General features: G+C 27.5%; 15 protein-coding genes, 1 tRNA gene, 1 rRNA gene and 1 riboswitch. Of the genes, 14 read left to right on the forward strand and 3 right to left on the reverse strand.

Going from position 1 to position 15,181, the window contains the following annotated elements:
- From rrf to sfsA, 4 genes are all read left to right on the forward strand, one after another.
- Nucleotides 1–116: ribosomal RNA gene (rrf, locus tag KQI36_RS17220) — 5S ribosomal RNA — on the forward strand; the annotation flags it as partial.
- A gap of 6 nt (nucleotides 117–122) precedes the next feature.
- Nucleotides 123–198 (forward strand) — tRNA-Lys (locus tag KQI36_RS17225).
- Nucleotides 199–364: 166 nt separating this feature from the next.
- Nucleotides 365–580, forward strand: a complete 216-nt coding sequence (locus tag KQI36_RS17230; protein ID WP_216451967.1) for a DUF3006 domain-containing protein — start codon at nucleotides 365–367, stop codon at nucleotides 578–580.
- A 28-nt stretch (nucleotides 581–608) separates the two neighbouring features.
- Nucleotides 609–1,301, forward strand: coding sequence for a DNA/RNA nuclease SfsA (gene sfsA / locus KQI36_RS17235; protein WP_216451968.1), 693 nt, complete (start codon nucleotides 609–611; stop codon nucleotides 1,299–1,301).
- 41 nt (nucleotides 1,302–1,342) lie between these two features.
- Here the strand turns inward: sfsA and KQI36_RS17240 are convergent, their stop codons facing one another.
- Both KQI36_RS17240 and KQI36_RS17245 read right to left on the reverse strand, forming a co-directional pair.
- Nucleotides 1,343–1,684, reverse strand: coding sequence for a hypothetical protein (locus KQI36_RS17240; RefSeq protein WP_216451969.1), 342 nt, complete (start codon nucleotides 1,682–1,684; stop codon nucleotides 1,343–1,345).
- Nucleotides 1,684–2,910 (reverse strand): DUF1576 domain-containing protein, encoded by a 1,227-nt coding sequence (locus tag KQI36_RS17245; protein WP_052314821.1) that lies wholly within the window; start codon nucleotides 2,908–2,910, stop codon nucleotides 1,684–1,686. The genes KQI36_RS17240 and KQI36_RS17245 overlap by 1 nt, the downstream gene beginning before the upstream one ends.
- Nucleotides 2,911–3,094: 184 nt before the next feature.
- Here KQI36_RS17245 and KQI36_RS17250 point away from each other — a divergent pair, with 184 nt between their 5' ends.
- The 7 genes from KQI36_RS17250 (at nucleotide 3,095) to KQI36_RS17280 (ending at nucleotide 9,237) form a co-directional block, all read left to right on the forward strand.
- On the forward strand, nucleotides 3,095–3,787 hold the full coding sequence (locus tag KQI36_RS17250) for a beta/alpha barrel domain-containing protein (protein ID WP_010299689.1): 693 nt from the start codon (nucleotides 3,095–3,097) through the stop codon (nucleotides 3,785–3,787).
- Nucleotides 3,787–3,960, forward strand: coding sequence for a hypothetical protein (locus tag KQI36_RS17255; RefSeq protein WP_010299678.1), 174 nt, complete (start codon nucleotides 3,787–3,789; stop codon nucleotides 3,958–3,960). The genes KQI36_RS17250 and KQI36_RS17255 overlap by 1 nt, the downstream gene beginning before the upstream one ends.
- A gap of 194 nt (nucleotides 3,961–4,154) precedes the next feature.
- Nucleotides 4,155–4,340 (forward strand): hypothetical protein, encoded by a 186-nt coding sequence (locus tag KQI36_RS17260; RefSeq protein WP_216451970.1) that lies wholly within the window; start codon nucleotides 4,155–4,157, stop codon nucleotides 4,338–4,340.
- A gap of 173 nt (nucleotides 4,341–4,513) precedes the next feature.
- On the forward strand, nucleotides 4,514–5,590 hold the full coding sequence (locus KQI36_RS17265) for a pyridoxal-phosphate-dependent aminotransferase family protein (protein WP_216451971.1): 1,077 nt from the start codon (nucleotides 4,514–4,516) through the stop codon (nucleotides 5,588–5,590).
- 532 nt (nucleotides 5,591–6,122) lie between these two features.
- Nucleotides 6,123–7,031 (forward strand): D-2-hydroxyacid dehydrogenase, encoded by a 909-nt coding sequence (locus tag KQI36_RS17270; protein ID WP_216451972.1) that lies wholly within the window; start codon nucleotides 6,123–6,125, stop codon nucleotides 7,029–7,031.
- An 18-nt stretch (nucleotides 7,032–7,049) separates the two neighbouring features.
- The gene (locus tag KQI36_RS17275) at nucleotides 7,050–8,294 is read left to right on the forward strand and encodes a DUF1015 domain-containing protein (RefSeq protein WP_216451973.1); all 1,245 of its coding nucleotides are present in this window, start codon (nucleotides 7,050–7,052) and stop codon (nucleotides 8,292–8,294) included.
- A 193-nt stretch (nucleotides 8,295–8,487) separates the two neighbouring features.
- Nucleotides 8,488–9,237, forward strand: coding sequence for a tRNA threonylcarbamoyladenosine dehydratase (locus tag KQI36_RS17280; protein ID WP_216451974.1), 750 nt, complete (start codon nucleotides 8,488–8,490; stop codon nucleotides 9,235–9,237).
- A 68-nt stretch (nucleotides 9,238–9,305) separates the two neighbouring features.
- Here KQI36_RS17280 and KQI36_RS17285 read toward each other — a convergent pair whose 3' ends face one another.
- Complete coding sequence (locus tag KQI36_RS17285) at nucleotides 9,306–10,487, reverse strand: class I SAM-dependent methyltransferase (protein ID WP_216451975.1); 1,182 nt, start codon at nucleotides 10,485–10,487, stop codon at nucleotides 9,306–9,308.
- 201 nt (nucleotides 10,488–10,688) lie between these two features.
- Between KQI36_RS17285 and KQI36_RS17290 the strand changes: the two genes are divergently transcribed.
- The 3 genes from KQI36_RS17290 (at nucleotide 10,689) to mgtE (ending at nucleotide 14,641) form a co-directional block, all read left to right on the forward strand.
- Nucleotides 10,689–11,858, forward strand: coding sequence for an MFS transporter (locus KQI36_RS17290; RefSeq protein WP_216451976.1), 1,170 nt, complete (start codon nucleotides 10,689–10,691; stop codon nucleotides 11,856–11,858).
- Nucleotides 11,859–11,872: 14 nt separating this feature from the next.
- A complete protein-coding gene (locus KQI36_RS17295) occupies nucleotides 11,873–12,811 on the forward strand; it encodes a GNAT family N-acetyltransferase (protein ID WP_216451978.1) in 939 nt (312 codons plus the stop codon).
- A gap of 57 nt (nucleotides 12,812–12,868) precedes the next feature.
- Nucleotides 12,869–13,034, forward strand: a riboswitch (M-box (ykoK) riboswitch).
- 269 nt (nucleotides 13,035–13,303) lie between these two features.
- Nucleotides 13,304–14,641 carry a magnesium transporter gene (gene mgtE / locus KQI36_RS17300; protein WP_216451977.1) on the forward strand — a complete coding sequence of 446 codons (1,338 nt, stop codon included), beginning with the start codon at nucleotides 13,304–13,306 and terminating at the stop codon, nucleotides 14,639–14,641.
- Nucleotides 14,642–15,181: the final 540 nt, after the last annotated feature.

Here is a 15,181-nt window from a genome sequence, read left to right on the forward strand (position 1 = left end):
TGGTGATGATGGTTTAGAGGGTAACACTCCTTTCCATTCCGAACAGGCAAGTTAAGCCTCTAGACGCCGAGAGTACTGCACGGGAGACTGTGTGGGAGGGTAGGTTGTTGCCAGGTAAGTATGGTTCACTAGCTCAGTCGGTAGAGCACATGACTTTTAATCATGGTGTCCGGGGTTCGATTCCCCGGTGAGCCACCAAGTCGTAGTATTTATACTACGACTTTTTTATATATAAAAATATTAACATATACACAAATGAAAATAAAAAAAGTGGACAGAATACTTAATGACGATATAGATTGTGGATAAAATATTATAGGAGGTGAAATTTAGTAAAGAAAAGATTTTCCTTTACTAAAAATATATGAATTTTATAATAGATAGATTTGAAGGAGAATTTGCTGTTTGTGAAAAGGAAGATAGAAATATGGTTAATATAAAAAGAAAAGATATTCCCAAGAATGCTAGAGAAGGAGATGTTATTTTTTTAAAAAATGATACTTTTCATATAGACGTAGAAGCAACAAGAAAGCGTAGAGAGGAGATAGAGGAATTAAGTAAAGATTTATGGAGCGAATAAATTATAAGGTACTTAATTTTATGTAGAAATGATTATAAAAAATGATATTTTAAAAGTTAAGTTTGTTAAAAGGCCGAATAGATTTCAAGGGTATGTAATTATTAATGGAAAAGAGGAATTAGTACATGTTCCTAATACAGGAAGATGTAAAGAAATTCTTATACCTGGATGTAATGTAATTTTAAGAAAAGAAGATAATCCTACTAGAAAAACTAAGTATGATCTAATTGCTGCATACAAGGAAGGAAAATTAATAAATATAGATTCTCATATTCCCAATAAGGTTGTGGAAGAAGCTCTTAATTTAAAGAAAATTGATAAATTAAAAGAATATAACATAATACAAAGAGAAAAAACATTTGGAAAAAGTAGATTTGATTTTAAATTGAGCAAAGATACAGGAGAAGAATATTATTTAGAAGTTAAAGGTGTAACATTAGAAGAAAAGGGACATTCAAAATTTCCAGATGCTCCTACAGAAAGAGGAACCAAACATTTATTAGAGTTAGTTGATGTAATTAATAGTGGTAGAGGAGCAGGGGTATTATTTTTAATACAAATGGATAATGTAAAGACTTTTACTTCTAATGATGATACAGATGAAAAGTTTGGAAAAGCTTTAAGACATGCTAAAGAAAAAGGTGTTGATATTTTTGCATATCAATGCAAGGTTTGTGAAAATAGTATAGAACTATATGAGAGTGTGGAAATTATAATTTAGTGTTTTTGTAGTATAATAAAAAATCGTGATACCACGATTTTTTAATTTAATCTTATTAAATTTATAGTTAATATATTATTAATATAATTTATAGAAATTTCGTCAGTCATCATTCCAACTAAGGAAAGCTCTGAGTTTGTATCATCACCACCATTTAGTAACCAGTAATATTCCTCTATTTCAGGTTTTCTAGGTGTAGATAGTAAAAAGTACATTTTATCTATAGATTCTTTTGATAAGTCTTCTATTTCACTAGTTAAGTTTATTATAACTCTATCATCTAATTTAGAAAATTTAACATCTATATTTTTGCATCCTATATTAAGACAATATAACATTATTTCATTTATAATTCGCATGTTTCTTTGATTAATATGTTTCATTACTCATTATACTCCTTTTTAAATGCAGTTATGAGAGGTACTAAAATTATTGCTACAAATCCAGCGGCAAATCCATTATGATATAAATTCATTCCGCCATGTAAATATCCTATATTCATCACCATAAATATATGCATAAATCCGGCTATAATGCCATAGGGCCATCCGAAATTTCCTGCGATAGGACAAAGTGCAGTACTAAAAAGCATTCCTAATATCATACCAGGAGAGTTTAAATCCCAAATGCTTAAATAGGCACCTAATAAAGCTCCAATTATAACTGGAAATATATTTTTAGGGTGTTTACCAAAAGAACCAAAACCAGCTACAGTAAAAATTCCAGATAGAGTTGCACCATTTAAGTCACCCTTAATTAATAATACAAATATAGTAGCAAGTAATCCTAAAATTCCTATATTAAGATAAGTAATTGAAGGGCCTAAAATTGAATAAAAATCTGTAACTAGCTTTCCTGAATACTTAAATATGCAAGGATAATTTTTAAATACATTTTTATCACCAATATATGATACTATAATAATAGTAGTAAATACAAATATTAAAAATATTAGCAAAATTAAATTGTTACCTGCTGACCATAATAATTTTTTTTCAAAATTCATGCCAATGGCAGCGAATAGTGAGGCTAGAGCAGTGCCTAAAAGACCTCCAGCAAGACCAACATTAGCAAGACTATATCCTTGATGCAAGTGTACTGTATAAGAAGCCATTGGTGGAAGTATAAAACCTAGTAAACTACTTATACTTAAAGATATTACAATTGATATTAAGTTAGGAAATACATTAGAAAACATTAGAAATGTTACTGTTGGAGCTAATGTTGTTCCGAATAACATTATAACCACGAAGTTAGAAAATGGTGTTTTTTGGTATTTAGAATATAACCATACACCAAATACTATTGGCCATATGTTAATTATGTTTTTACCAAACAATGAAAATCCAGCAGTAGTTAGCAACCCTGCTATTATAGGGCCAGTTGGCTCTATTTTTAAGTACAGTAATAATAAGGTTAAAGTTAACATTACAAGGGCTGAATTTAAAAAAGAAGGTCCTAAACCAGCTAAAGCTATGTAATCAGTTATTAATATATCAGATTCCATTACTATTTTAGTTAATCCGCTAAATAATTCAATCGGAGGTTCTAAAAGTAAAGATATAAAAAATAATACAAAGCAATATGAAATGATGAGAAAATAGGGCAAATATTTTGAATTTTTAAAAGTTACTATAATATGTCCCTCCTTAGTTAGATATTTTATGTTTATAGTATAGCATGTACAGATATTTTAAAGCTAGAATTTTTATTTAAAATTATTGTATTACAATGAGTTATAATATATATTATATATATTAATCATATTTTATAAACGGTAAAGGAGAAAAGTTATGAGAAAATTTGTACCAGAATTTAAAGGATTATTAAGAAGCCATATGATTGAGTTACCTAGAGCAATTAGAGATGCTAGCGGAATTATTATATTTGGTAAGAGGCTAAAATCCTTTGTTTTTTCAACTGACGTAGCAATAATAAGGAATACAAATGCAGATGCAGTTATTGCAGTATATCCTTTTACTCCTCAACCGAGAATAACAGAAGCATTGTTATTAGCATCTGATGTTCCCGTATTTTGTGGAGTTGGTGGATCTATTACCACAGGAAAAAGAATAATCAACTTGGCTTTAGATGCTGAATTTAAGGGTGCTATGGGTGTTGTTGTTAACTCATCTACTCCAAATGAAGTAATACAGCAAATGAGAGAAACAATAGATATACCTATAATTGTTACTGTTGTTTCAGAATATGAAGACATAGAAGGAAGAATAAATGCAGGAACTACTATATTAAATGTATCTGGAGCTAAAAGAACAGCACATATTGTAAGAAAAATAAGAGAGAAGTATCCTGAGTTTCCAATTATGGCAACTGGTGGACCAACAGAAGAAAGTATTAAAGAGACAATAGAAGCAGGAGCTAATGCTATATCATATACACCACCATTTACAGGAGAAATATTAAATGAAATAATGGTTGCTCATAGAAAGAGATATAAGTTACAAGAAAATGAGGAGCAACAATAATGGGTGCAGATATTGTTGTTTTTAACTGTAAAAAGTGTCCTGAGTACATAAATAAAAATTGTAATGGTATGGAAAGTAATTGTATGTGTAGAAATTGTCCAAGAAATTTAGGACAGTGCATAATAACTAAATATTGTAGGGAAACTGAATCAATTATAGAAGTGGAAAATTAGCAGAATTTTTAATACTGCTAATTTTTTTTTGCAAAAATACAAATACTATATAAAAATAAATTTCAATTCAAGTTCGCTTATGGATTTTTAAAAATCTTTATTTAAAGTTTACTTTAGTATTTATTATTAAGGGTATATAAAAAGTTAGAAGCCCTATATAAAAATTAAAATTTATATGATAAGGAGAATTTATTATGATTAGTAATGAAGTAAAAATGAGAGTTGCACAAAATTGTCCTGGTTATAGTTGTAGACACACATATTCACTTATGAGTTTTGTTGAATCTAGTCAAAGTTGTAGTACATGCAAAAATTATATAAGAGGAAAATGTATTAAGGATTTGTTTGATGATGTTTATGGAAAAATAAGAGTAAATTAACAATAAATAGATGCATAGATAACTATTTGATTTCTAAATTGTTTAGAATATTTAATAAATTTGCAATATTTCAACTTGAAGAAAATTATTCCAAATGATAAAATTATATTGATTTTAGATATACTTAAAATTAAAGGGGACTATATAATTTATTAAATTTTGGAGGGGTTGTAATGCATAAAAGATTATTTATACCTGGACCAGTAGATGTAGCACCAGATGTGCTAGAAAAAATGTCTATGCCGATGATAGGACATAGAAGTAAGGAAGCTTCAAGAATTCAAAGAACTATAAGTGAATATATGAGAAAAATATTTAATACAAAAGAAGAAATACTTCTTTCTACAAGTTCAGGAAGTGGTTTAATGGAAGGGGCCGTTAGATCATGTACTGCTAAAAGAGCAGCTATTTTTTCAATAGGAGCTTTTGGAAATAGATGGTATGATATGGCTATATCAAATAATGTTCCAGCAGATAAATTTGAGGTTGAATGGGGAAAACCAACTACACCAGAACAAGTTGATGAAGTTTTAGCTACAGGAAAGTATGACTTAATAACAGTTACTCATAATGAAACTTCTACAGGAGTAATGAATCCTTTAGATGAAATTGGAAACGTTGTAAAGAAATATCCTAATGTAGTATTTTGCTTAGATACAGTGAGCTCAGCTGCAGGTACAGAATTAAAAGTGGATGAGTGGGGAGTAGACATATGTATTGCATCCACACAAAAAGCTATAGGACTTCCTCCAGGAATGTCTGTTTGTACGTTTTCACAAAAAGCAGTAGAAAGAGCTAAAGAAGTTCCAAATAGAGGAATGTACTTAGATTTATTATCATTATATAAATATATTCAAAAGAAAGATTATCAATATCCTTCAACTCCATCATTATCACACATGTTTGCGCTTGAATATCAACTAGATAAAATTATAAATAAAGAAGGATTAGAAAATAGATATAAAAGACATATAGAAGGCGGAGAGATCGTTAGAAGCTGGGCTAGAAAACATTTTGAAATATTCCCAGATGAAAATTATATGTCTAACACATTAACTAATGTGAAAAATACAAGGAACATAGATGTAGCTGCATTGAATAAAGCTTTAGGAGAAAGAGGATATCAAATATCTAATGGATATGGAAAACTTAAAGATAAAACTTTCAGAATAGCTCATATGGCAGAAACTACACCAGAAGAAGTAAAAGAATTATTAAAGGTAATAGATGAAATTTTAGGACTTAACTAAAAAATAATAGATAATTAAGAATGTAACTTGCTATAACATAGTGAATAAACTTAAAATTATAAAGCTTATTATAATGCTATTTAATTTAAGTATATAATCACTCTTTGGGGTGTCTTAAATTTACAGTATAAAAGACATCAGTATGTATTAGCTATAATTTACTTTAAATTATAGCTAATACAATGCAGATACATTCTTAATTTGTTATGGTATATATAGGGAAAAAGTTTATATTTAAGTTATTTATCAAATCTTTGTTAACGGTTGATAAAAATAAGTACAACTGTAGTTAGTTAATAGTTAAAAGAAAACTAAAACTATTAACTAACAGTAAAATATTATTTTAAATCTTCTTATTTGGTAAATGGCTAGCTTAAAAGTTTAGTTTAGAGTCCTATAGATTGGATGGAAATTATATTTAAATTGTTTGGGGAAGTAATTTAAGTATATGTCCAATGTTTAGGAATCTAAAAACATATAAGTATGATTTTGAAATAGATAGGAATAAAAAGTAAATTTGGGGGGCTATAAAATGATAAGAATATTAGTTACTGATGGTATGTCAGCTTCAGCTGTTAAGGATTTAAAGGAAAAAGGGTTTGACGTTGTTGAACAGTTTTATGAACCAGAAGAACTTGGAAATGCTCTAAAAGAATTTGATGTAGTAGTTGTAAGAAGTGCTACAAAGGTTAGAAAACCAATAATAGATAAAGCTTTAGAAGCTGGAAAATTAAAACTTATAATTCGTGGTGGTGTAGGTGTTGATAATATAGATGTGGATTATGCAAAGGAAAAAGGAATAAATGTTAGAAATACACCAAATGCTAGTAGTGCATCAGTAGCGGAATTGGCACTTGCACATATGTTTGCAATATCAAGATTTGTTTCACTATCCAATGTATCTATGAGGGAAGGTAAGTGGGATAAGAAAAAATATAAAGGAACAGAAATATCAGGCAAAACTTTAGGATTAATTGGTTTTGGAAGAATAGCTAAAGAATTGGCTAAAAGAGCTGAAGCTTTAGGAATGAAAGTACTTTATAATAATAGAAGAGGTAAATTAGATGATTACAATAACTATGAGTATTGTACATTAGAGGAATTATTACAAAAGTCAGATTACGTATCACTTCATATACCAAGCCAAGGTGGAAAAGCTGTAATGGGTGAAAACGAATTCAAATTAATGAAAAAAACTGCTTATTTGATAAACTGTGCAAGAGGTGGAGTAGTTTGTGAAAAAGCTTTAATAGAAGCTTTAAATAATGAAGTTATAGCTGGTGCAGGAATAGATGTTTACGAAGAGGAGCCAACTAAAAATACAGATTTAATAAACCATCCAAAAGTTTCTGTTACACCTCATATAGGAGCGTCAACAAAAGAGGCTCAACAAAGAATTGGGGAAGAAATAGTAACTATAATAACAGAAACTTTTAAATAAAGAAGGGGGAATCTACCTATGGCAATAGTAAGATCATTTAAAGCAATAAGACCAAGAAAAGATTTAGTAGATAAGGTGGCTGCATTACCATATGATGTTATGAATACACAAGAAGCAAGAGAAATGGTAAAATCTAATCCATATTCTTTTTTACATGTAGATAAAGCACAAATTGATTTAGATCCAAGTACAAATCAATATGATAAAGTTGTATATGAAAAGGCAAGAGATAATCTTTATGGTATGATTGATAAAAAAATATATATTCAAGATTCAGAAAAATCAATGTATATATATAGACAAGTAATGGATGGAAGAGAACAAACTGGTATAGTTGCATGTACATCTATAGACGATTATATGAATGATATAATAAAAAAACATGAGCATACTAGAGCGGAAAAGGAACAAGATAGAATAAATCATGTTGATTATTGTAATGCAAATACAGGTCCTATATTTTTAACATATAAAAATGTAAAAGAAATAGATGAAATAGTTGAAAACTGGACTAAAAAGGAAGCTGAATATAACTTTGTATCAGAAGATGGCATTTCACATATAGTTTGGTTAATTGATGATAAAAATATAGTAGAAAAATTAGAAGATTTATTTAAAGATGTTAAATATCTTTATATAGCAGATGGGCATCATAGAGCAGCCTCTGCTGTAAAGGTAGGCCAATTAAGAAGAAAAGAAAATCCAAATTATAATGGAAATGAGGAATTTAACTTTTTCTTATCTGTTATATTCCCATCAGAAGATTTATATATAATGGATTATAATAGAGTTGTTAAAGATTTAAACGGAAATTCTAAGGATGAATTTTTAAATAAGGTAAGTGAAAAATTTGAAATTAAACCTTGTGATATATGTGAGCCATATAAACCATCAGAAAAATGTACATTTGGTATGTATCTAGATAAAAAATGGTACAAGCTTACAGCTAAAAAAGGCACTTATGATGAAAATGATCCTGTAGATAGTTTAGATGTTTCTATATTACAAAATAATTTATTAAGACCAATACTTGCAATAGAAGATCCTAGAACAAGTGATAGGATTGATTTTGTTGGAGGTATAAGAGGATTAAAAGAACTAGAAAAAAGAGTGGAAGAAGGAATGGTAGTAGCATTTTCAATGTATCCAACTAGCATAATGGAGCTTATGGATATAGCTGATGCTGGAAGAGTTATGCCACCTAAATCTACATGGTTTGAGCCTAAGTTAAGAAGCGGTATATTTGTTCATGAATTAAAATAAATTTTATATGAAGTAGTAGGAAATGTTAAGTTTAATTATTTTTTAGATAATTACTAACATTTCCTACTTTTTTATTTGATATTAAGTTAATATTTATGTAAAATATAAAAAACCATTTAGTTATTAAGATTTAGGTAATAATAAAGAGTATAATTAAAAGGATTAAAATTAATATATAAAGGGAAGTGATTTTATGCCAGAACATTCATTATCAAGAACTGAAAGGTTGATAGGAGTTGAGGCTTTAAATAAGTTAACAAATAGTACAATTGTTATATTTGGAATAGGTGGAGTTGGAAGTTTTTCAACGGAGGCATTAGCAAGAAGTGGAGTTGGAACCCTTATATTAGTAGACAATGATGATATAAGCATAAGTAATATAAATAGACAAATTCATGCTACTTTTAAAACTGTAGGACAAAGTAAGGTAGAGACAATGAAAGAAAGAATATTAGATATAAACCCTAATTGCAATGTGATAACTCATCAAACTTTTGTTACAAGAGAAAATATACCAGATATAATAGGAGAAAATGTAAACTATGTTATAGATGCAATAGATACAGTTACATCTAAGATAGATCTAATAGTATATTGTAATGAAAAAAATATACCTATAATAAGTTCAATGGGGACAGGGAATAAATTAGACCCTGCTCAATTTAAAATTGCTGATATATATAAGACTAATGTATGTCCATTAGCTAAGGTTATGAGACGAGAATTAAAAAGAAGAGGAATTAAAAAAACAAAAGTTCTATTTTCAGAAGAACTTCCTGTTACTCCGTTACCAGAAGGAGTAGAGGATATTAAAGATAATAATGATAGTGAAAAAGTAACAATAAGAAAAAGAGCAACGCCAGCAAGTATAGGTTTTGTGCCACCAGTGGCAGGAATGATTATTGCTAGTGAAGTTGTAAAAGATATTATAAACGATTTATAGAAATTATTTATTATATTATAGTTTAATATAATAATAAAACACTATCTTTTGATAGTGTTTTATTTTATTTACCATTCATTTAAATAACTATATAATGCAGGATATACATTAAAATTGCACATTAAATTCATATATTCATCCATTGCATCAGTATTTTCATCATATTTTTTTATAGCTTTAATCATAATGTTTTTAGGTGTTTCAAGGGGAGATATGTATTCAACTACGGAAACATCATATCCCTTAGCTTCAAGAAGCAAGGATCTCATTCCATCAGTTAAGATATCAGCAAATCTTGTTTTAAATACACCATGTTTTAAAACAGATTTTAAAGGGTCATATTTATATTGAGATAGTAGTTCCTTATGGCAACATGGAACTGCAATTATAATATCAGAATCTAACTTTATCCCTAAAGCTAAAGCCATATCTGTAGCTGTATCACAGGCATGAAGAGAGATAACAACATTAATATTTTTATCTGTTTTATAATCTTTTATATCTACAGCATGAAATTCCATATTTCTATAGCCAAGATTCTCCGCTATTTTTTTTGAACTATCTATAACAGCTTTTGAATAGTCTAAACCAATAAAATGGCATTTTCTTTTTTTTACTTCTGTAAAATAATAATTAAGAACAAAAGAGAGGTAAGATTTACCACAACCACAGTCTAAAATATTTATCGTTTTGTTTCTAGGTAAATTGTCTAATATTTCACTTAAAAGCTCAACATAATGGTCTATCTGATTATATTTTCTTACTTTATCATTTTTAATTTTACCATCTTTAGTCATTATGTTAATTTCTTTAAGTAGTGTATCTGCTTTTCCAACTTTTATATAGTAATCTCTATTTAATAGAGTAGAAGTATTTCCTGGAAAATCTTCTTTTTTTACTTTCTCATTAGACTCAATATCTTTTGTTTGTGTATTTTTCATTGATACATTCTTATTATCAGCAGTTATAGAAATAACTTCACCACGCTCACTATAAATAAGGGAAAGGCTATCATACCTTTCAGCTTCTTTTATAATTTTATTAAATAATTCTGAGATAGAAACTTCTTTAGTAACTCCGTTAAAGTTATATTTTAATAAATTATTATCTATTTTTGCTACACCTTTAAAGGTTTTAAGACCAGCACTATAAATTACATTAATATCTTTGAAAATAGATAAATTTTCAGTGTATCTGTTCTCTAAGCCTATTAAAAATAATTTTAATTTAGATATATTAGATTTATTCACTAAGATCAACCTTTCCATTTTAAAATTTTCTATAAGATTATATTACTATAAAACTGAAATTTAAATAGTATTTTATGAATTCTTGTTTAAAAACGATATATACTATTAATTTAATAAATATATTATGTATTTTAACCTATATTTAGCTATTCAATCTAAATAGGTTATAATATATAATTAGTATTTGAAGGTGGTGATTTTTTGAAAAAGAAAAAGAACATATCTACATTAATATTTATATTTATCACTATGCTTTTTGTTGCTGTGGCAGACAATGTAAAAGGGGTATTAGTTCCAGCATTCAAACAAAGTTTTTCAATAACAAATTCTAATATAGGTGATATATTTTTAATAGGTAGTATAGGTTATGTTTTATTTACTTATTTAGGTGGAATATTATGCGAAAAAATAGGACAAAAACGAACTTATGGATTAGGTTTTTTAATAGTAGTTTTGTCAGCATTTTTGTTTTATGTCTCTAGTGGATATAAAATGCTATTGATATGCATATTTATATTAAATATTGGAATTGCATTGATATGTATATCAATAAATACTTTAGTTCCCATGCTAGCTATAGGATTTCAAGCAGTAGCTATGAATTTAACTCATTTTTGTTATGGTGTAGGGTCTACATTAACACAAGCAGGAACAGGAGCTTTTTTATCTAGAGGCTTTAGCTGGAGAAGCATTTATATTTTTATAGGTGTTTTATTTTTATTGGCATTCATAATATTTTTATTTATACAAATACCAGAACCTAATGTAGATTATAAGGCTGTTGAAAAAGAGAGCAAGGGAAACATTAAAGTAGCTTTGAAAAATAAGATGTATTACTTTTATTCTATTGGTTTAGGTTTTTATGTGTTCGCAGAAGTTGCAACAGCTAATTGGTTAGTAAATTTTTTACAAGAAACTTACAAATTTGATTATCAAAAGAGTACAATATATTTATCAATATTTTTTATATTATTAACTGTGGGAAGATTACTTGGTGGATTTGTAGCAGAAAAAGTAGGATACTTTAAAACGGTTATAATTTCTCTTACCATTGCATTAATTTTATATACTAGCAGTTTGATACTAGGTGAGAGAGGTATGTTTTTAATTTGTATATCAGGATTATTTTTTGCTATTACATTTCCAACTGTGGTAAGTACTATTGGTAATACTTTTAAAGAAAATGCTATATATATGTCTGGAATAATAATTACAACTTCAAGTACTATTAATATGTTACTAAATAAATTCATAGGAAATCTTAGTGATGTGATAGGTACTGAAAAAGCATTTTATTTAATACCAATTAGTTTAGTAATTTCCATAGCATTCTTGGTTTTGACTTACAGAAATACAAAAACTTTAGTTTGAGGTAGGGATTTATGATGAATAAAAGTGCTTTAGTTGATTTGGTTGTAGCAAAAGGTAGAAATAAAGAATATACAATAAAAGATAGATTAGGAATAACAATTGGCAGGATATATATAATTGAAATTGATGAAGTTAATAAAAATTGTTTGTTTAGGTTAAAATTTTATAAAGAAAATAATAGCTATGAGTATATGTTAGATACTTTAAAAATTATGTTAAACATCTTGTTTAACAATCATAAAGTCAATAAAGTGAATGTCTTATGTAGTGAGGAATTAGATACTAATGCATTTACAAATATAGGATTTGAACTTGAAGGAATATTACAAGATAATATTATGAATAATTGTAACAAGTACGAGTATGAGCTTTTATTTGGGATAACAGAAAATATGTATAAATCTCATTATATTAATTTAGGAACAAGTTTAAAGGGTGGAAATATAAGATTAAAGGTATTAACTCCACAAGATAGTAACGATTTATTAAATTATTATATGAGGAATAGAAAGTTTTTAACACCTTTTGAACCACATAGAGATGAAGGGTTTTACACTATAGAAAGTCAAAAACAAAGCTTAATAGAAAGTTATAAACAATTCATAAAAGGTGAATCAGCTCATTTTGGAATATATTTAAAAAATAAATTTATAGGAAGAATAAGAATTAATAATATTGTTATGGGTGTTTTTAAAAATGCATTTATAGGATATTCAATTGATGAGGAATACCAAGGAAAAGGTTATATGAAAGAAGCTGTAAAGCTTGCTATTGAATTTGCTTTTAAAGAACTAGGATTACATAGAATTGAAGCAAGTACAATGATAACAAATGAAAAATCTCAAGGTGTATTAAAGGCATGTGGCTTTGAGGAGCTTGGTATAAGTAAAAATTATCTATATATAAATGGAAAATGGCAAGATCATAAAATCTTCTACAAAAACAATAGGTAAGGGTTTACTTTAGTTATTGATAATAGTATCATTAAATTATATAGAAAAATTAAAAATTAATTATCTTGTTAGGTGAGGTTACTGTATGAAAATACGCCACTGCCCAGAAATGTCCAGAGACGCCAATGGGTTAGCAGATACTATCGAATTAAGGTTTTATCTAATGTGGCTGAGAATAACTCTACGTCTTACAGAGCTAAAACTCAACGTATTAAGGGAAATTAGATTTTAGAATTTTAAATATAGTTTTATTTTGATTTTAAATCTCTCTACTTAATGGTTTGAGAGATTTTTATTTTGTTTTTAAAATAAATTTTAGGAGGTGACTGCCATGGATGATGGAGCCAGTAGTTTTATTATAGTCAAATTGGTAATGGCTGCTATTCATGCAGTTACTAATAAATATATAAACAATTATAATATACTATTTAAAAGTTTATAATGTATAGGTAAATAGTGTGAATAGCAGTACCTAAATAGGAGGTATTGCAAATGGAATTCAAAAAAATAGTAGAACTAATAAGAAAAAATAAATTTGTTGAAGCAAAACATTTATTACAAAATGAAAATCCAGCAGATATAGCACAATTATTAGAAGAGTTAGATAGTGAAACTATGCTAATAGCATTTAGAATTTTATCTAAAGATTTAGCAGCAGAAGTATTTTCTTATATGAATAAGGAAGATATTCATTATATTATAGAAGCAATAAATGATGATGAACTTAGAATTATAATGGATAGGATTTTTTTAGATGATACTATAGATATTTTAGAAGAATTGCCTTCAAATGTTGTAAGTAGAGTTTTAAAAAATACTAAAGAAGGAAAGAGAAAACAAATTAATTCCTTTTTAAATTATCCTGAAAATTCAGCAGGAAGTATAATGACCATAGAGTATATGAGTCTAAAGAAAAAGATGACAGTAGAAGAGGCTATATCACATATAAAGAAAAATGGAGTAGATAAAGAAACTATAGATACTTGCTATATAATTGATAAAGATAGAAAATTACAAGGAGTTTTATCTATTAGACAGTTAATATTGAATGATGACTATACACAAATAGAAGATATTATGAAAAGCAATGTGATTTATTGCAATACGCTAGAGGATCAGGAAGATGTTGCTGATAAGTTTAAAAAATATGATTTTACAGCTATGCCAGTAGTAGATAATGAAAAAAGGTTAGTAGGAATAATTACGATAGATGATATAGTTGATATAATAGAACAGGAAAATACAGAAGATATTCAAAAAATGGCAGCTATGGAGCCATCAGAAGAAGAATATTTAGAAACTGGTGTTTTTAAACTAGCAAAAAATAGAATTATATGGCTATTAATTCTTATGATTTCAGCTACATTTACAGGTGCTATAATACAAAAATATGATGAGGTATTACAATCTGTTGTAATTTTAGCAGCATTTATACCTATGCTTATGGATACAGGCGGAAATGCCGGTTCTCAATCATCCACACTTATAATAAGAGGTTTAGCATTAGGTCAAATAGAGATGAGAGATATTTTAAAAGTAATTTGGAAAGAAATTAGAGTTAGTTTAATAGTTGGTGTAATTTTATCTATTGTTAATTTCTTTAGAATATATTATTTACAAAAAGTTGAGTTAGCTATCTCAGCAACAGTTAGTATAACATTATTTTTTACTATTGTTATAGCAAAAGTAGTAGGTTGTGTATTACCAATAGTAGCAAAAAAATTAAAATTAGATCCAGCTATAATGGCTAGTCCATTAATAACAACAATAGTAGATGCATTATCATTAATTATTTATTTTGGAGTAGCTACTTTGTTATTAGGAATCTAATAAAGGTATATAGGTCATTTAACAATAGTATTTTATTGTTAAATGGCTTTTTTTAATACTTTAATTCAGCAGAAATAATGAGAAAGTAATGAAAATTTAAAATAAAAAAGGTATTTTTTATAAAAACAGTTATTTTTTATGAATACTGTACCAGGAGTGTCGATAGATGAATAGTAGAGCATATATAAAGTAAAGTAAGTAAATAAAAAATAAATACAATTAATAGTAATTTTATAAAAAAATAAATATGATTAAAAAATATATAATAAATCTTGTCGCTGAGGCAAGCAAGTAAGCAGCTCAAGTGATAAGGATTTAAACTTTAAAAGACGCTTAAAAAATTTGAAAAAAAGTTTTAGAAAAGTGTTGACAAAGAAGTTAAAACCTAGTAAAATAGTAAAAGTCGTCAGGTAATGACGAATTGGTCTTTGAAAATTAAACAGATAAATATAGGTAAAACCAGTTAATTCATTTGAGAATCTATTTTGTAGATGCTCACATCGAAAGATGTAAAAAATTGACTATTATAGTCAGCAAATT

It is taken from the genome of Clostridium senegalense, assembly GCF_018916625.1.
GTDB classification, from domain to species: Bacteria; Bacillota; Clostridia; order Clostridiales; family Clostridiaceae; genus Clostridium_J; species Clostridium_J senegalense.